The sequence below is a fragment of the Sphaerospermopsis sp. LEGE 00249 genome, from assembly GCF_014299995.1.
In the GTDB taxonomy this organism is placed as follows: domain Bacteria; phylum Cyanobacteriota; class Cyanobacteriia; order Cyanobacteriales; family Nostocaceae; genus Sphaerospermopsis; species Sphaerospermopsis kisseleviana.
This window is the reverse complement of sequence record NZ_JACJUZ010000061.1, coordinates 16,760-33,640: the sequence shown is the minus strand read 5'-3', so window position 1 is coordinate 33,640 and position 16,881 is coordinate 16,760. Positions and strand designations below refer to the sequence as shown.

The window sequence follows — 16,881 nt, the reverse complement described above, 5'->3', positions numbered from 1 at the left end:
ATTTTTTCTGTCACTCGTTTACTGTGATCAAGGAGTTATTTGAACTATCAATCAACTGTCAAATATTTGACTTCCCTAAACTTCATGACTACGGTGTTTTCTCATGATTGATTTAGGGTTGCTATATGAAAACTTCATAATTAAAACCACCAATTTTGCGAAAATAAACGCACCCACACCAAAAACTCTCGCTTAACTCTCTTACCTTTGTGTCCTTTGCGCCCTTTGCGGTTCAATCATATCAGACCCTTGGATCATTTTATGTCGTTAGATAAAAATAAATTTACACATTTGGGATGCTCCCCTTGTATTCTTTTAACAAAATGATATCATCACGGGTTAATGACTCATAATCACTTTTTTCCTATTCCCCATTCCCAAACCTAAAATATATGATAAATAATCCCATGAAATTAATATGATACATCAAACTTCCGGCCGCTGGCGTTTAGGACTAAGTTTATCGTTACTTACGGTGTTTTTATGGGGAATTTTACCAATTGCCTTAAAGGTAACACTACAAGTTTTAGATGTCTATACCGTTATTTGGTTTCGGTTTTTGATGTCGTTTATATTGCTGGCAATTTATTTGTTTGTACAAAAAAAATTACCAACAATCGAACAATTACGTTCTAGTTCGGGAAAATTATTAGCAATAGCGACAATATTTTTGGGAGGTAATTATTTTCTCTTCATGCAAGGTTTAGCATTAACAACTGCCAGTAATGCAGAAGTAATTATTCAGTTATCTACTGTGTTATTAGGTTTTGGGGGTTTAGTTATTTTTAGAGAACGTTATACATTATGGCAATGGTTTGGTGTTAGTGTCTTAACTTTAGGGTTTTTATTATTTTTTAAAGCTCAAATTAGCAATTTAATTACAGCCCAAGGACAATATCTTGTAGGTAGTGGATTACTGGTATTAGGTGCTGTTTGCTGGGCTATTTATGCCTTGGCACAAAAGCAACTATTACAATCTTTATCATCTTATCATATTATGCTAATTATTTATGGCGGCTGTGCTTTATTATTTACGCCATTTACCAAAGTCAATAAAATTTTTAATCTTGATTTTCTGCATTTATCAATGTTATTATTTTGTGGTTTAAATACTTTAATTGCTTATGGTTCTTTTGCTGAATCTTTAGAACATTGGGAAGCTTCCAGAGTCAGTGCAGTTTTAGCTTTAGCTCCCATTGTCACTTTAATAGCTGTGGAGTTGGTAGCGGGTATTTTTCCCCAGCTTATTCCCCCAGAAAATATTACCTTAATAGGAATTATTGGCGCTTTATTAGTTGTTTCTGGTTCAGTAGCGATCGCCTTGGGTAAGTCTGCAAAATAGAATTTACTGGAAAATTCACAATTTCCGAAGTTTTTTCAAATAGTTCTTCTCTAAATAGATCAACATAATTAAACGTAAAATAATCTGTGGATAGATCCCTGACTTCTTGAAGAAGTCGGTGATTTGAGTCTGAGGTTTTTTAATGTTGAGTTACTGCTCAAAAACAAAGATATCTGATTTTGCAGTCTCATGCAATACAAAAAACATAATTTTTACAAAAATTTTAACAAGGTTTAGATTTATTTACTCTAGAAAGCTACATCATAAACACTGAGGCAAGAGTTTTTTTTATTTACTAAAATTTTCAATATATATCTATATAAATCAATAGATCCACATCCATTTAGGTACAAATTGCTCTAATGATTGAATAGCTAAATTTTTATTTCAGCAGACAAAAAAAAGCTCAAAACTATCCAGAACACAGATGTAATCAATAGTATATAAATTAATCAACAGGGTGTTTGAATAACTACCAAATTTAACGCCTCGCTAGACAACATCACGGAAACATTTGAGCGATGAATAGTTTGTTTGGTAACTTTTCCAGCAGCTGGAAAAAAAAATTCTTATTGCTGGTGCTTTCAATGTTGCTGCCAACATTTGGAATGAGTAATTCTGTGATGGCAGCAGAGCAAATTTACGCTGCTTATTCTATCCTGGAAATTCCTATTCCTGTGATGAGTTTAGAAACCTATACAAAAACAGGAATAATTGATGATAAATTAGCAGTTTATCAACAATATATTTCATCTGATAAACTGCAAGAATTACGCAAAATTTTACTTAGTAATGTCAAAATTACTCCGGCAGTTGCGTCACAATTTCTCCACACCCAGCAAGGGGAATTTATGCTGCAACGTTTGGCTAAATTAATTACAGCTAAATCTCCTCAAAATGATTCAGAGATTGAGGATTTACGTACTGCGATTATTTCAGCGTCTGGGGAACCAGAAGGATTAACGTTATTAAATTTATTACGCAATTATCCTAGCAGTAGTATTCGTCTTAACTTAGCTGATAGCTTAGAGATAGCTGGTGAACTGGAAAATATAATTAGTGAAACTCAGCAAGCGATCGCCATACTTCAACAACAATCAAAAATAGAAGCTGCTACTATCCCCAAGAAAAATTTATCCTTCTTAGCAAATTTACAAAATCCTGGTATTTTTACATTTAAAAAATCTACGCTGGAATTTTTTGATATCACCAGAGATCGACATTTATTAACGGATATTTATATTCCCAATCTTCAAAATACCACACCAGTAATTGTGATTTCTCACGGCTTGGGTTTAGATAGCAGTAACTTTCGTTATTTAGCCAAACACTTAGCATCTCATGGATTTGCCGTTGTCGTCCCTAATCATCCTCATCTATTTTTCAACAATAGAAATAATAGGAAACTACAAGAAGCAAATGAATTTATTAATAGACCTTTAGATATAAAATATATATTAGATAAACTAGAAAAAACTAACCAGTCTGATGGTGAATTTAAAGGTAAGTTAAATCTGCAACAAGTGGGAATATTTGGTCAGTCTTTTGGTGGTTATACTGCATTAGCTTTAGCCGGGGCAAAAATCAACTTTCAACAACTACAAAAAGATTGTCAACCAGATGCGCTACAAGATACCTGGAATATGTCTTTATTGTTGCAATGTCGCGCTTTGGAATTGCAAAATAAATCTACACAACAAGAGAATATTAATTTACGAGATCAGAGAATAAAAGCCGCGATAGCTGTTAACCCCATCACCAGTTCTATATTTGGTGAATCTGGTTTAAATCAAATGCAAACTCCTGTGATGTTTATTGGTAGCAGTGAAGATACTGTAGCACCAGCTTTATATGAACAAATCCTACCTTTTTCTTGGTTAACTAATCCCCACAAATATCTTGTTATGCTTGTTGGTGCAACTCATTTTTCTAGCATTGGTAATAGTAACCCTGGAAGTCAACAAATAGCATTACCCCCAAACATGGTTGGTAATGCTTCCCAATCGCGTGCTTACATCAATTCTTTAAGTTTGCCTTTTTTCCAAACTTTTGTATATCAAAAACCACAATATCTTCCCTACCTCAACGCTGGTTATGCTCAAACTATTTCTAGTCAATCTTTAGGTTTAAGTCTCGTAAAATCTCTGAACACTCTACAGTTAGCACCAATATTAGAGCATAATCATCAACCAGCTATACCCAAAAAAAAACTCTCTTTAACTATAGTCAGATGGGGATTTTGGATATTAAATATTGGTGTCTCCCTACTACATTTGTTGATTTTTTAGTGATGTTGTTTGTTTAACTCTTTATTCCCACACTGTAATTAAATAGAAAATGCTATATAATTAATTAGGGTTGGCTGAATAAACCTAAAACCTTGATATATCAAAGGTTAGAGGCTGATAAACACAGAAATTAGTGCAAGGGTTTTGAAGGGTATACCGGAAAAAGTGTGCATTTTTTGGGATTTCAAGAGATGGCAAAGAAATTTTCAAATCTCCTCCTGACTCCTGACTCCTGACTCCTGACTCCTATGCCCTCACGGAAAGACTTTCTCAGCAAACCCTAATTACGTTCGCGCCAGCGTTCCGTAGGCTCTATTTCTAATTAACAATTACGAATTATTTGTGCAGGGTTTTATCAATTTAAACAAACCTGATGACTGGACTTCCCATGACTGCGTAGCACGAGTCAGAAAACTGTTGCGTTTAAAACGAGTGGGACACGCAGGAACTTTAGATCCAGCAGCTACAGGAGTTTTACCCATCGCTTTGGGTAAAGCCACCAGATTATTACAATATTTACCCGGTGAAAAAGCTTATAAAGCTACCGTGCGTTTTGGGGTGCGTACTACTACTGATGATTTACAAGGGGAAGTTATCACCTCTCAACCTTGTCCTGGCTTAAAATTAACCGCCATAGAAACCGAAATACCCCAATTTATCGGTAAAATTGAGCAAATTCCCCCTAGTTATAGTGCGATTCAAGTTGAAGGTAAACGTCTGTATGATTTAGCACGTCAAGGAGAAATTGTGCAAGCACCAGTGAGAACGGTAGAAGTATTAAAAATAGAGATTTTAGACTGGCGTGATAGTGATTTCCCGGAATTGGATTTGGCGATCGCCTGTGGTGCAGGAACATATATTAGAGCGATCGCCCGTGACTTAGGCATACTTTTAAACACAGGAGCAACCCTCGCCGCCTTAACCAGAACAGAAAGCAGCGGATTTTACTTAGAAAACAGCCTCACCTTCACAGACATAGAAAACCAACTGCAAACCGGCACATTTCAAACCATCCCCTCAGATGCAGCATTACAACAACTATCACCCGTAAGCCTACCAGACACATTAGCCAAAAAATGGTGTCAAGGACAGAAAGTTCCTGTAAATCTCGAAATTTCAGATTTAGTAAGAGTTTATGAACAAGACAACCGCTTTTTAGGAGTTGGAAAAATCCAAGATCAAATATTAATACCCCAAATGGTTTTTGAACCTATTTCTTAATATTCAAACCCACAATATTCTTTTCGCAAAGTATCATAAACATCGGGTATACAACCACGCATTTAAAGGCGAAAATTTTTTGAAGTGGGGTATAAATACCCCTGACAAAAACAGACTCCTGCCTTCTGCCTCTTGCCTTCGTTATTCCCAAGTTCCCACATCCCGTAAAATACTAGGAATCTCACCTTGGGATAAGGGAAACTCTAAAATAGTTTCTCTATATCCCAAATATCCCGACTCAGTAAAAGACATCAACATCCGCGCCAACGCTAACCAAACCTCAAACTCATATTCCCAATCACTACCACGTCTAGCACGACCAGCAATAGAACGTAAAGCCCAAAAATAAGAATTTCTCACCACCGAACCACCTTTTTTAAATTCTGGTACATCCTCATGGTGAATAAATAAAACATTATTTTCAATTCTCGCTCTCATAATAATTTTATATTTTCGGCAAACCCTAATGACTGATTGCTGATAAAAGTTGGTAAGGCCAAGTAGGAATGCGTTTGACATCCCCTGTTATTGTTCCTTGAGACTCGATAGATTCTCAAGTTTTCAAACAATCTCTTAGCAATTTTTGATTACTTCTAATAGTTCGCTAGGATGATTAATTAAAAAATCAGGATTTTCCTTAGCTAGTGCTTCAGGAGAATTAAAACCCCAAGTAACAGCAACTACTTTAATATTAGCTTTTTTGGCTGCTTCTACATCTCTGGTTTCATCTCCCACATAAATTACTATTTGTGGTTTGATTTGCTTTTGTCTTAATACATTATTAATTATAGTTGTTTTCCCAAAAATTGTTACTCCTGAGTGAATAAATTCAAATAAATAATCTAAATCATGACATTTGAGAAATGCACTTACATTTTCTTGAGAATTAGAAGTAATAATTCCCAATCTATATTCTTTATTTTTGAGTTCTATAAGTGCTTCTTTAATTCCTGGTATAGATTCTAAATCTTTGATTTTGTTTTTTAATTCCCCTTTAACTTTTTTCACTAAAAAAGGTATCTTAAACAAAGATATACCTGAATATCTAATAATTTCTCTAGAGGTTAAGTTCCTTAATAGAGTCAGTTCATTAGCAGATATTTGTACATAACCAAACTCTACAGCTAAACGATTGGCAATATTTACAAGAGCATCTACTGTATCTGCAATTGTGCCATCAAAATCAAAGATGATTACTTTTTGAGTCATTTTTTAGTTTAGATGAGTCAAGATTAGCGCGGGCATTTCTTCGTAACATTTTGGGTTTAATGCGTCGCAAAGCTGATGCTGTAAATCGTCTATCCCACTCCTCATCTGTGATTTGCGCTAATTCTACCAGCTTGGGTGCTAAATTTTCAGGATATGGGTAAAAATCTGTAACATCAGTTATTTGAGCAAAACGCTGATTCCACGGACATACATCTTGACAAATATCACAACCAGCAACCCATCCATGCAAGTTAGTTTTAATATTTTCTGGTAATGTTTCTGCTCGATTTTCAATAGTGTGATAGGCAATGCACTGATTAGCATCTACTACAAAAGGCTGCGTAATTGCCCCAGTAGGACAAGCTTGGATACATCTTGTACAATTACCGCAATGTTGTGTAGCAGGGCGATCGCTCTCTAACTCGATATTAGTTAATATTTCTCCTAAAAATACCCAAGATCCATACTCTCTAGTAATGAGATTACCATTTTTGGCAATCCAACCAATACCAGCTTTTTGCGCCCAAACTTTATCTTGTACTGGTCCGGTGTCTGCATAATATCTGGCTTTTATCCCTTCACCCTGTGATTCTAACCAGGTAGCCAGTTGTTTTAGTTTCTTGTGCAGTACCTTATGATAATCCCTTCCCCAGCCATAACGGGAAATTTTCGCGTATTCTTCCCCTTCTGGATGTTGATGTGGTGTGTAATAATTTAACGCCACACAAATCAGCGATCGCACTTCTGGCATTACCAAACTAATATCCTGACGTTTTGGGTTTCCCATCCATTCCATGTCAGCGTGATAACCCATTGCCATCCATGCTTGCAGCCTTTGAATTTCTGTAGCGTCTACCCCTTCTACAGCAGCAATACCCACTTTGTGAAAGCCTATCTCTTGGGCTTTCTCTTTGATGAGACTACTAGTTAAGCTACACTTTTTCATGTTTATGCTCCTTCCTGGTGTAGTTGCTAAGTTTTTCTGTTAATGAACCGCAAAGTACGCAAAGTACACAAAGGAAGAGTAGGAGTAATTTTTTACCTCAAATTACCTCAAAGGAGTTAATCAGAAAAATTGCTTTGACATTATACACAATATCATCTTTTTTTTCATTTGTTCTCCTTAACTCTATGATTTGTAAATTTTATTTGCATTTTGTTAAGAAATAATGCAAAATAGTTGACAAGAGGTCAAGCAACCCAGAGTGATGCCCACCTCCCACTGATTAACAACAAATTTAGTTAATAAACTGTGGTGAATATAATGACTTTCACTTCTGATTCAGCTTCAACCCGTTTTTCTGGTGCTTTAAACTACAGCAACCAAACAATTGATACTGTCACCTCAACCATTGCTGTATTTAAAGCCCTCAGCATTGATGATCAACTAGCAGTTTTGTGGTACGCATACACAGAAATGGGTAAATCCATTACCCCAGCCGCTACAGGTGCAGCTAGATTACAACTGGCAGAAGGTTTGTTGAATCAAATCAAACAAATGTCTCATGCAGAGCAGTTAGAAGCGATGCGTGATTTAGCTGGTCAAAAAAATACTCAAGTTTCTCGCTCTTATGGTATTTTCAGTGCTAACACTAAGTTAGCTTTCTGGTACGAATTAGCAGAATTAATGGCAAAAGGTTTTGTAGTACCAGTACCACCAGGTTATCAGATTTCCCGTGATGGCGCACAAGTTTTACAAACTCTCAAAGAATTAGATTTTGGTCAGCAAATTACAGTTTTCCGCAAAGTGGTTACAGAAATGGGTGTTGATCCTTTAGCTGACTAATTGCTGATATCCTTCCAACCTCAATGTCTTTTTACAATTTTATTCCCAGGTAATTACTTGGGAATAATTTATTTTTAGGAGTCAGGAGATCAAGGAGTCAGGAGTCAGGAGGAAAATTACCAATTACCAATTACCAATTACCAATTACCAATTACCTGCGATTTAAAATATGAATATTACTATTGAAGGAATTACAGAACCAGCTATATTGCGTTATTTTACCACTTTAAACGCAGGTGATTTTACAAATACTGCGGCATTATTTACTGAAGATGGTTTGATGTATCCACCTTTGGAGTCTGCGGTGATGGGACGAAATGCGATCGCTTCCTATCTCCATCAAGAAGCGCAAGACATTAAAGCCGAACCCCACCAAGGAATTATTGAAAATTCAGCAGATCAAAAAATCCAAATTCAAGTTACAGGTAAAGCACACACTTCTTGGTGTAGTGTTAATGTTTTATGGTTATTTATCCTCAACCCACAACAGGAAATTCTAGAAGCTAAAATCAAACTTTTAGCTTCACCTCAAGATTTAATTTCCCTGCGTCCACCAAATAAAGAATATACTATTACGCCATTCAATAATTGATAATTGATAATTGATAATTGATAATTTTAGGAATTACATATTGACAATCAACCTTAAATATCTGTGGTCAAAAACCCATATCTTTCGTAGGGGTTTAGCATTGCTAAACCCTTACTTACGTCCTAATCTTGATGGCTATAGCTATATAAATTTTGGATATTTTTCGTCATCTTTAGATGACTTTTGCTATTAGACTGGGAATGAATTCCCAGTCCGGTGATGGGTTTTACGTTAAGTTGACACCATTAAGCAATTCTAAACCCCTACAATGCTGGTATATTTACAATCAAAATAATCATTAATAATTGACAATTGATAATTGATAATTGATAATTAATAATTGACAATTAATAATTTCTCTCGCTCCCGTATTCTGTATTATGGGAACGAGAAAACTGTTTTTGTCTCCTCTAAAGACTACACAACCAAACTGAAATCACTACTGCTAAGGGTAATATCAACATTACCTACACGGGCAAACTCAAACACTAGTTCCCAAAACACTGCTATCAAGAATCTCAATTTGCGGAAGTTGACTAAAATCACCTGCTTGCCACTGTAAACGCAGAATTTCCGCAAAACTACGGTTGTATTGCGTACCAAAAGCCGTTTCTAAAACCTGCCAGAAAATATTTAAACTAGAAAAGACGCTTAGTTGGTTGTATGTCAGCGTTAGGGCATCGTTGAGTAAAGTAATCATGAAATAGAGCCTGTATAAGTTTTACACATTTTAACAAAGTGTAATTTTTATAAGCTAGTAGTATATTTTCTGAAAATAGTTATATTTTTTATACTTATCTCAAAGTATGGGCTGAAAATAGCTGTTAACCTTTCCCACTGCTCACGCAAACTAAAATTCTTGTCAATATGTACACATATTAATTGGTAATAGTATCACTCTATGATACTATATAAATGGAACTAAACAACAAACACCAAAAAACACTCCAAGACATTTTTGAGAACCCAGTCAGAGCAAACATACCTTGGACTGATGTGGAAAGTTTGTTTTTAGCACTGGGAGCAGAAATCACAGAGGGTTCTGGTTCAAGAGTAAGAATTGCTCTGCTATATAAAACCTAGACAAAACTAGACTTTACTTTCTACTTCAACGGGAGCATGGGAGCAGTTATCCCTCAGTAGACTTTCACGCCTTAGCCAGACGCGATAAATTAATTGCAGCGTTTAGATCCCTATCTATTTCAAAACCGCAGTTCTCGCAGTAATAAATTCTTTCGGATAAAGAAAGATTTTCTTTTTTATGCCCACAGCGAGAACAGGTTTTACTTGATGGATAAAATCTATCAGCAATTATGATTTCACAGCCAAACTTTTTAGCTTTATATTCTAGCTGACGCTTAAACTCATAAAATCCACAATCAGCTATTGCTTGAGCTAATTTATGATTTGACAACATCCCTGAAACATTTAAATCTTCTACTACTATCTTGGCGTGGTTTTTACATAAGTAAGTAGTAAGTTTATGAAGAGTATCTTTTCTCAGGTTTGCTATTCTCGCATGATGTCTAGCTAGTTTAATTTTAGCTTTATGTTTATTGCTTGAACATGAAGCCTTTCTAGAGTAGATATTAGATAATCTTTGCAGTTTAGCTAAGTTCTGTTTGTAGTGTTTAGGATTAGCAAAAGTAATACCAGTGCTAAGAATAGCTAGTTCCTTTACTCCCAAATCAACACCAACAGCATCATGTTTTTTAATAGTTGGCTGACATTCTTGTTCATAAGAAAAAGCTATGTACCAGCTATCAGCAGTCCTAGAAATAGTAATGCTTTTGCAAGTAGTATGAGGTAATCCTTCATAAGTTTTTACCCATCCAATTGTTGGTAGTTTTATTGATGTACCACCTACAGGAATTGGTTTACCACCTGCATCAATTGTAAAACTATCATTTTTCCCTTTCTTTTTGAAGTTAGGATATTTAGACTGTCCTTTAAAAAATCTCTGGAAAGCCTCACCTAAACTATCAAAGGCGTATTGAGTGATTTTCTGGCAAATACCTTTTTCTTTAATCCATGCCAATTCAGGTTTTACATGATTATTAAAGAATTTTTTGAGGATGTATTTGTTTGGCTTTAATCCATCTTTGTACAAATAAGCCCAAGTCCCTAAACCCCAATTATAGGTAAACCTTGCTATACCAGCGTGTTTAGCCATTAACATTTCTTGAGTTTTATTTAACTTGAGTTGTGTTTTGATGGATAAAAGCATTTGCTGATGTCAACACTATACTATATTATTTAATTCTGACACATTTTGCCTAATTTTTTAGTCAACTTATTCCATGTATACGTCAAATACTTGTAGTTTTGTATGTACTTGTATAGGTTTGTCTAGTAAATTGTCAACTTAGGACTTGCTCAATGGGGTAAGGTCAGTTTTCCATAGGCCACATCCTGAAAAAGAAACAGACAAAGGTGCTGTTAAATCTATACGACGTTTTCTCTTAGAAGCAGGGTTCAATAATGATGAAATATAAAGGTTATGAAGCAGTAGTAGAATTTGATGATCAAGCGGCAATTTTTCACGGTTAAGTTATTAATATTAGAGATGTAATTACATTTCAAGGCAGTAGTGTAGAGGAATTAAAAAAAGCATTTCAAGATTCAGTAGATGATTATTTAGCATTTTGCAAACAACGCGGTGAAGAACCAGATAAGCCATTTTCAGGTAAATTTGTAGTGAGAATTAATCCTCAATTGCACAAAACAATTGCAATAAAAGCTAGACAGGAAGGTAAAAGCCTTAACTCTTGGATAGAACAGCGATTATCTGAATCTATTGCCTAATTTCCTCTAGAATATAATTAGGGTTTTCACCAAAAATTCCTTTTTTTGAGGCTGAGGATATCAAAGAGTTTGGGAGCATTTAAGAGGTTGTTTCAAAAGTTTTTTATTGTCATCAATGACACTGATTGATCCCCCCAACCCCCCTTAAAAAGGGGGGCTAAATTCTTTAAAGTCCCCCTTTTCAATGGGGATTTAGGGAGATCTGAAAATATTTGATACATCATGAGAGACTTTTAAAACATCCTCTAACATCAAAATCCTCCATTTCTTGATAATTCGAGGATGTGTGCCTTTTTTGACTTAATATATATGTAAGTGCATTAACTCTTACTAAAACTTGGTTGAGCCAAAGAACGCAACAACAATTTTCTACCTAACTCAATATCTGAGGGCGCACATTGCCAGTCTGGATGTGCTGTCATTAACAAACTTTCTAAAGTTTCTTGGTCAAAAAGATGACAAACAGGAGCATTATTGACTTCTGCTTCTATAGTATAGCAGTTATTACTTATGCACCGAATTATACAACGGTTAGAAATTCTGGCTAGATTCAAGATTTCGCCTGGTTGTAAAGAACGAAACTTGCGAATCACCTGCTTAAACTCTTCAATCGAAGAAACTATTAACCCTGGCAGAGCTAATGTTACCTTTTTCTCTCCATTCACCGCAATCCAGTAGTGACGACTAGGATCAATACCTTCTAACCAACGAGATTCATCATCAAGACGATAGCGGGGTGATAAGCAGAATAAAGGTTTCATAAGCAAGGTGATGAATTTAGTATCAACTTCAGGCTCTTCGATTACCCAAACTGGGTTCCTAATTTTGCAAAGCAGCCTTGTATGTTAAATTATTTGATAACTATCACTAAGAAATCAAATAAATTTAGCAAAAGTTATTAATTTTATTCATATTTCTTAATAAATTACCAAGGTTTTCAGCCAAAAGCTGATTATGGGATTTTGGATTTACGTTAGCGAAGCATACGTAGCGCAGCGAGTATTTTCTCGTCCTGAAGGACGGGAGAGCGAACCACATTTGTTAATCTAAAATCTAAAATCTAAAATCTAAAATCTAAAATCTAAAATCTAAAATCTAAAATCTAAAATCTCCGGTCAGTTAACCTGTTTGGGTATAGTAGTTTCCAACTTCAGACAATTAGCACCATCAACCTGCAACCGATACTCTACCTTGTCCATCAGACGATTCATAATTAACCATCCATAACCACCTTCTTGTTTCTGTCCAGGACTAGGAGGAAAGTAGGTAGACAAATCAAAACCTTGACCATAGTCCCAAACTTCGATCGCTAATTTCCGATCTTTTAGTTCTAAACGCAGCAATATGGGCAAACTAGACTGATCTTTGTGAGCATGACGTACAGCGTTAGTGTATGCTTCAACCAAAGCCAAACGCAAACGAGATGATTGTTCTGACCAATCTACAGAGTCCCCCAAGTGGATTTTCAAGCATACCAACAACCAAGTCTCGACGATATTGATACAACTCAAGTCACTTGGTACATGAAGCTCACTTTTCATTAGTTACAAAACCTCCAGGGAAAGTAGAGTTTGGTCATCTTCTTGCACAGAATTATTTGCTTGAATACAAGTGAGTAAATTTTCAAGAGATAAAGGTTGAAACTGCTCTTGTATAAGTTGCCAAATACCTTCTTGGTTGAGCATAGAAAAGTTATTAGGTGTAGTGCTACTATCAGTTTTTATAGAACCTTTTGAATTTATTGATACTTTAGCTTCTGTAATTCCATCACTAGCTAATAGTAGGGTATCTCCAGGAGAGAGAATTAAGCGCCCTGACGGTGCTTGCCATTGGGGTAAAATCCCCAAAGGAACACTGCGGATTTTCAGGTAATGGGGTTGAGTAGCTAAAGTTACTGGTTTCGACCACAAGAGAGGATAAATGTGACCGGCATTAGCATAGACAAGTTCCTGGGTAGTTCTGTTATAAGATGCAAGAACAAGAGTAATAAAATAATTGTTACTGATTAAGTCATCAGCTAGAGCATAGTTGAGATTTTGCATCACAATATGCGGCTCCGCTGGCGATTCGTGAGATAATTCCCGACGCAACAGAGAAATAGCACTGGCCATAAATAAAGCCGCTGGTACACCTTTACCGGAAACATCACCCACAGCCAGCCACAAATCACCTTGAGGATGGACAAAAACTTCAAAAAAATCTCCTCCTACTTCCCGTGCTGGGTGACAGCAAGCTTGTATTTTTACACCATCAATTTTTGGTAAGGTTTGACGGAGCTGATTGTTTTGAATTTGGCGGGCTAATTGCAGTTCAACCCGGATTTGCTGTTGTTTTTCTTGCAGACTTTGGTAGAGTTTAGCTTGGGAGAGAGCTAAAGCTGCTTGTTCTGCCACACCTGTAATTAGTTGGATATCTTCATCTTGCCAAGGTTGTTGACTTCCCCATTGATAAAGAGTCATTACAGCTAGTAAGTGCTGCTGGTAGCTAAAAGGTACAACTAGGTAGTGATAAGGATTTTGATCATAAGTATCTTGAGCTAATTGATATTTTTGGGTGTGGAGAACTTCTGTAATTAAAGGGATAGAGTCTAGAGGTGGGGTGATTTCTAAGGAGTGAGGAGCATGATAGGAAAACTGGTTTTGTGTCAGGCGATCGCTCTCTACTATTCTCAATACACAACTGGTAGCAGCAAATGTTTGTCCAATAGTTACCACAATCTTTTGTAGGCTGTTGTCATAGTCCAAAGATTCTCGAATTGCTGTGGTTACAGTATTAAATAAAGATTCTCTTTTCAGAGCATAGCGGAGTTCTCTTGTACGCTTTTTAACTAAAGTATAAGTATCCCGTCCCTGCTCAACTAATGTCTTGAGTTGCTGAGGTTTCCAAGGTTTAGTGATGTACTTGAACACCTGACCAGAGTTAATTGCATCTACCAAATCTTCAACATCCGTAAAACCAGTCAGTAAAATACGAATTGTGTCGGGAAAACGTTCTACTGTCCGACTGAAAAATTCAGTCCCGTTGATATCTGGCATTCTTTGGTCAGAAATAATTATAGCCATCTCCCCCACCCGATCTAAAATTGCCAAAGCTTCATGGGCATTAATGGCTTTATATACTTTAAAGTCTCGCCAAAAAGTGCGGTAGAGTAAGTCCAGATTGTCTGGCTCATCATCTACCACCATGAGTTTAAGCTTTTTTACCTCTTTCTCAGTCATATCTGACCATATTTTTAGATACTTTTATTTATGGCAGGTAACTCTTCACAATGAACAGGAAAAAACTATTGATTTTTAGTAATTAGCTGTACATGATATCACTTATTAGCAGTTAATAGCCCACGATTCCATAACGCAAAGCCTACTACTCTTCATACCATCCTTGTCTGGTAAACCGATGATTTTTAGGTCAAAGAAGAATGGTGCAAAAAGTAAGCTGATATTTACAATCCGTCTGGGAAAAAATTTGATAAACTAAGCTTCTAAATAATTTAGTGTAAATCTCATAAGAATCTACTATGTATAAATTAGATACAAAATTTTCAGTATTAGGTTTACCAGTTCATGTGATGACAAACTATCCCAACTGGTTGCTAGAATGCCTCCAAGAAGGTAGGGGAACTCATGTAGTCACGCTTAATGCAGAAATGACTATGCAAGCAGAGCGTAATCGCTCCCTAGCAGAAGTAATTCAAAATGCTGATCTGGTGATTCCAGATGGAGCAGGGGTAGTCTTGTATTTGCGGTATTTATTCAGGCAAAAAGTAAAACGTTGTCCAGGAATTGAATTAGCAGAAAAATTGTTACAAGAAATCGCTCAACAAAAAACAGACACCAAAATATTTTTCTATGGAGGAGCTACGGGAGTAGCTGCAAATGCCGCAAAGTTGTGGCAGGAGCAAATTCCAGATTTGAATATAGTAGGGACTCACTCTGGATATCATTCCCCAGAAGAAGAACAAATACTACAGCAGACTTTAACTCAATTGCAACCACAAGTAATATTTGTTGGTTTAGGTGTACCACGTCAAGAGTTATGGATCGCTAAAAACCGCCATTTCTGTCCTCAAGCAATTTGGATCGGGGTTGGTGGTAGTTTTGATATCTGGTCTGGGAGAAAAACTCGCGCTCCCCGTTGGTTGGCAAATAACAATTTAGAATGGTTGTATCGTTTGTATCAAGAGCCTTGGCGTTGGCGACGAATGCTGGCTTTGCCTGAGTTTGTACTCAAAGCCTTTGTTTATCGGTTGACTGCCAGGAGTATCCACAGTGCTGGGTTTTGAATGGGTAATTGGTGATAAGGTGGGAGAATAACTTTCTACCTGTTCCCAATTCCTCATTCCCCATTCCCCATTCCCTGAGAACTAACTAGGGGTTGCTGAATAAACCTAAAACCTTGATATATCAAAGGTTAGAGGCTGATAAACACAGAAATTAGTGCAAGGGTTTTGAAGGGTATACCGGAAAAAGTGTGCATTTTTTGGGATTTCAAGAGATGGCAAAGAAATTTTCAAATCTCCTCCTGACTCCTGACTCCTGTACGGGCGAAGCATTCGGAAAATAGCCTTTTCATAAAATTGATAATTTGTCGTCCGAATGCTTCGCCCCTACGACTCCTGACTCCTGACTCCTGACTCCTGACTCCTGACTCCTATGCCCTCACGGAAAGACTTTCTCAGCAAACCCTAACTAATAAACTTCTTGCTTAACAGTTGTAGAGATTTTTTGAGTTATGGGTACAAGAGGTTTGGCAGTGCTGGATATTACCATTTGTAAACCGTCTACGGTTTGCAAACTATTCAACGCTGCTTGGCGAACTACCGTTTCCTCTTCCCTACTCAATAAAATTTGCAAACATTCAATAACATCTTGCTTTACTGAAACATCAACTTGTTTACGAGTGATGAATTTAGTTAGTTGGCGCACAGCAAGCAAGCGTTTTAAAGGATCTGTTTCTGTTAAGTTATTTAACACTTGTTCCAGATGATCTTCCTCTTGATTTCCGTGAAAGCTGAAGATTTGCCACACCAACAAAATTAAAGTTAGTAATGTCCCAAAACCTTGCAAAATAGCACCAACAGCTATCCAGAGACTTGGAGAATCAACCCAAATGGCAGCGGCCATATAAGTCATAAAAGTAGCAATACCACCACTAGCAACTGCTAAAGCTAACCGACTGTTAGCACTGTTTAAATACCTGCGTATTTCTAACCAACTTATTTGCCAGTTCCATTTAGGTATTGCATAAGCGATGAGCATTACTCCAATGCCAACTGCAAGTGCTAACAACAACTTCCAGTTCCAAAACAGCATAGCAACGATGATTGTTAAGAAACCAAGAATGCTTCCAGGTTCAGATAAATGTTTTAATCTTCGCGGCTTTGGGCTTCCTGTCTTAATCTCTGGAAGCCGGTTGATTAATTGCCGCCAAGAAGACGAAGCCTTTGTCACAGTTTTTACCTATTTAATATCAGATTTTTTGATTCGGGGACAGAATGTCCACCTTTCAAGAATTATATTTGATTCATGGACGTTCCGCCGACAAATCTAACCTGTGCTTAATCTAACGCTTAATCAGTTAGTTAATAATAAACAAGAATGGAAAACTTGTACCCAATCATTGAGCATTTTAGAGCTAT

At 36.5% G+C, this 16,881-nt stretch carries 17 protein-coding genes and 1 pseudogene; 9 read left to right on the top strand and 9 right to left on the bottom strand.

Annotated features, from left to right (window positions below; translation table 11 throughout):
• Nucleotides 1-418 precede the first annotated feature (418 nt).
• The 3 genes from H5968_RS18680 to truB all read left to right on the top strand — a co-directional run bounded on the left by H5968_RS18680 (nt 419) and on the right by truB (nt 4,851).
• Nucleotides 419-1,342, top strand: a complete 924-nt coding sequence (locus H5968_RS18680) for a DMT family transporter (protein ID WP_187041163.1) — start codon at nt 419-421, stop codon at nt 1,340-1,342.
• Between the two features lie 521 nt (nt 1,343-1,863).
• Nucleotides 1,864-3,630 (top strand): alpha/beta hydrolase, encoded by a 1,767-nt coding sequence (locus H5968_RS18675; RefSeq protein WP_187041162.1) that lies wholly within the window; start codon nt 1,864-1,866, stop codon nt 3,628-3,630.
• Between the two features lie 342 nt (nt 3,631-3,972).
• Nucleotides 3,973-4,851, top strand: coding sequence for a tRNA pseudouridine(55) synthase TruB (gene truB / locus H5968_RS18670; protein ID WP_187041161.1), 879 nt, complete (start codon nt 3,973-3,975; stop codon nt 4,849-4,851).
• A 141-nt stretch (nt 4,852-4,992) separates the two neighbouring features.
• On the opposite strand, the gene H5968_RS18665 is transcribed toward truB, so the two are convergent.
• The 3 genes from H5968_RS18665 to queG all read right to left on the bottom strand — a co-directional run bounded on the left by H5968_RS18665 (nt 4,993) and on the right by queG (nt 7,006).
• A complete protein-coding gene (locus tag H5968_RS18665; protein WP_187041160.1) occupies nt 4,993-5,289 on the bottom strand; it encodes a hypothetical protein in 297 nt (98 codons plus the stop codon).
• Nucleotides 5,290-5,424: 135 nt separating this feature from the next.
• Nucleotides 5,425-6,060, bottom strand: coding sequence for an HAD-IA family hydrolase (locus H5968_RS18660; protein ID WP_187041159.1), 636 nt, complete (start codon nt 6,058-6,060; stop codon nt 5,425-5,427).
• Nucleotides 6,035-7,006 carry a tRNA epoxyqueuosine(34) reductase QueG gene (gene queG / locus H5968_RS18655; protein WP_187041158.1) on the bottom strand — a complete coding sequence of 324 codons (972 nt, stop codon included), beginning with the start codon at nt 7,004-7,006 and terminating at the stop codon, nt 6,035-6,037. The genes H5968_RS18660 and queG overlap by 26 nt, the downstream gene beginning before the upstream one ends.
• Nucleotides 7,007-7,324: 318 nt before the next feature.
• Here queG and H5968_RS18650 point away from each other — a divergent pair, with 318 nt between their 5' ends.
• Both H5968_RS18650 and H5968_RS18645 read left to right on the top strand, forming a co-directional pair.
• Nucleotides 7,325-7,846, top strand: a complete 522-nt coding sequence (locus H5968_RS18650; protein WP_137668631.1) for an orange carotenoid protein N-terminal domain-containing protein — start codon at nt 7,325-7,327, stop codon at nt 7,844-7,846.
• Between the two features lie 169 nt (nt 7,847-8,015).
• Nucleotides 8,016-8,438, top strand: a complete 423-nt coding sequence (locus H5968_RS18645) for a ketosteroid isomerase family protein (RefSeq protein ID WP_187041157.1) — start codon at nt 8,016-8,018, stop codon at nt 8,436-8,438.
• Nucleotides 8,439-8,919: 481 nt separating this feature from the next.
• On the opposite strand, the gene H5968_RS18640 is transcribed toward H5968_RS18645, so the two are convergent.
• Nucleotides 8,920-9,138 carry a hypothetical protein gene (locus tag H5968_RS18640; RefSeq protein WP_187041156.1) on the bottom strand — a complete coding sequence of 73 codons (219 nt, stop codon included), beginning with the start codon at nt 9,136-9,138 and terminating at the stop codon, nt 8,920-8,922.
• A gap of 215 nt (nt 9,139-9,353) precedes the next feature.
• Between H5968_RS18640 and H5968_RS18635 the strand changes: the two genes are divergently transcribed.
• Entirely contained in the window at nt 9,354-9,521 is a 168-nt protein-coding gene (locus tag H5968_RS18635; protein ID WP_255427184.1) for a hypothetical protein, read from the top strand.
• A 64-nt stretch (nt 9,522-9,585) separates the two neighbouring features.
• Here the strand turns inward: H5968_RS18635 and H5968_RS18630 are convergent, their stop codons facing one another.
• The gene (locus H5968_RS18630) at nt 9,586-10,665 is read right to left on the bottom strand and encodes an RNA-guided endonuclease TnpB family protein (protein ID WP_187041155.1); all 1,080 of its coding nucleotides are present in this window, start codon (nt 10,663-10,665) and stop codon (nt 9,586-9,588) included.
• A 148-nt stretch (nt 10,666-10,813) separates the two neighbouring features.
• On the opposite strand from H5968_RS18630, the pseudogene H5968_RS25830 reads away from it, so the two are divergent.
• Nucleotides 10,814-10,933: pseudogene (locus H5968_RS25830) on the top strand (type II toxin-antitoxin system HicA family toxin); the annotation flags it as partial.
• A 58-nt stretch (nt 10,934-10,991) separates the two neighbouring features.
• Nucleotides 10,992-11,243 carry a type II toxin-antitoxin system HicB family antitoxin gene (locus H5968_RS18625; protein WP_370569789.1) on the top strand — a complete coding sequence of 84 codons (252 nt, stop codon included), beginning with the start codon at nt 10,992-10,994 and terminating at the stop codon, nt 11,241-11,243.
• 320 nt (nt 11,244-11,563) lie between these two features.
• Here H5968_RS18625 and H5968_RS18620 read toward each other — a convergent pair whose 3' ends face one another.
• From H5968_RS18620 to H5968_RS18610, 3 genes are all read right to left on the bottom strand, one after another.
• Nucleotides 11,564-12,004: a hypothetical protein gene (locus H5968_RS18620; RefSeq protein WP_187041154.1), complete on the bottom strand. Its 441-nt coding sequence runs from the start codon at nt 12,002-12,004 to the stop codon at nt 11,564-11,566.
• A 354-nt stretch (nt 12,005-12,358) separates the two neighbouring features.
• On the bottom strand, nt 12,359-12,784 hold the full coding sequence (locus H5968_RS18615) for an anti-sigma regulatory factor (protein ID WP_187041153.1): 426 nt from the start codon (nt 12,782-12,784) through the stop codon (nt 12,359-12,361).
• A 3-nt stretch (nt 12,785-12,787) separates the two neighbouring features.
• On the bottom strand, nt 12,788-14,461 hold the full coding sequence (locus tag H5968_RS18610) for a SpoIIE family protein phosphatase (RefSeq protein ID WP_187041152.1): 1,674 nt from the start codon (nt 14,459-14,461) through the stop codon (nt 12,788-12,790).
• Nucleotides 14,462-14,760: 299 nt separating this feature from the next.
• Here H5968_RS18610 and H5968_RS18605 point away from each other — a divergent pair, with 299 nt between their 5' ends.
• A complete protein-coding gene (locus H5968_RS18605; protein WP_187041151.1) occupies nt 14,761-15,525 on the top strand; it encodes a WecB/TagA/CpsF family glycosyltransferase in 765 nt (254 codons plus the stop codon).
• Between the two features lie 406 nt (nt 15,526-15,931).
• On the opposite strand, the gene H5968_RS18600 is transcribed toward H5968_RS18605, so the two are convergent.
• On the bottom strand, nt 15,932-16,693 hold the full coding sequence (locus H5968_RS18600) for an armadillo-type fold-containing protein (RefSeq protein WP_187041150.1): 762 nt from the start codon (nt 16,691-16,693) through the stop codon (nt 15,932-15,934).
• Between the last annotated feature and the right edge of the window lie 188 nt (nt 16,694-16,881).

Bases quoted from the DNA above. Each gene is read 5' to 3' on its own strand.
- H5968_RS18605 (WP_187041151.1), top strand. From the start codon at position 14,761: ATGTATAAATTAGATACAAAATTTTCAGTATTAGGTTTACCAGTTCAT.
- H5968_RS18645 (WP_187041157.1), top strand. From the start codon at position 8,016: ATGAATATTACTATTGAAGGAATTACAGAACCAGCTATATTGCGTTAT.
- queG (WP_187041158.1), bottom strand. From the start codon at position 7,006: ATGAAAAAGTGTAGCTTAACTAGTAGTCTCATCAAAGAGAAAGCCCAA.
- H5968_RS18640 (WP_187041156.1), bottom strand. From the start codon at position 9,138: ATGATTACTTTACTCAACGATGCCCTAACGCTGACATACAACCAACTA.
- H5968_RS18615 (WP_187041153.1), bottom strand. From the start codon at position 12,784: ATGAAAAGTGAGCTTCATGTACCAAGTGACTTGAGTTGTATCAATATC.
- H5968_RS18665 (WP_187041160.1), bottom strand. From the start codon at position 5,289: ATGAGAGCGAGAATTGAAAATAATGTTTTATTTATTCACCATGAGGAT.
- H5968_RS18650 (WP_137668631.1), top strand. From the start codon at position 7,325: ATGACTTTCACTTCTGATTCAGCTTCAACCCGTTTTTCTGGTGCTTTA.
- H5968_RS18610 (WP_187041152.1), bottom strand. From the start codon at position 14,461: ATGACTGAGAAAGAGGTAAAAAAGCTTAAACTCATGGTGGTAGATGAT.
- H5968_RS18620 (WP_187041154.1), bottom strand. From the start codon at position 12,004: ATGAAACCTTTATTCTGCTTATCACCCCGCTATCGTCTTGATGATGAA.
- H5968_RS18630 (WP_187041155.1), bottom strand. From the start codon at position 10,665: ATGCTTTTATCCATCAAAACACAACTCAAGTTAAATAAAACTCAAGAA.
- H5968_RS18635 (WP_255427184.1), top strand. From the start codon at position 9,354: ATGGAACTAAACAACAAACACCAAAAAACACTCCAAGACATTTTTGAG.
- H5968_RS18680 (WP_187041163.1), top strand. From the start codon at position 419: ATGATACATCAAACTTCCGGCCGCTGGCGTTTAGGACTAAGTTTATCG.
- H5968_RS18660 (WP_187041159.1), bottom strand. From the start codon at position 6,060: ATGACTCAAAAAGTAATCATCTTTGATTTTGATGGCACAATTGCAGAT.
- H5968_RS18675 (WP_187041162.1), top strand. From the start codon at position 1,864: ATGAATAGTTTGTTTGGTAACTTTTCCAGCAGCTGGAAAAAAAAATTC.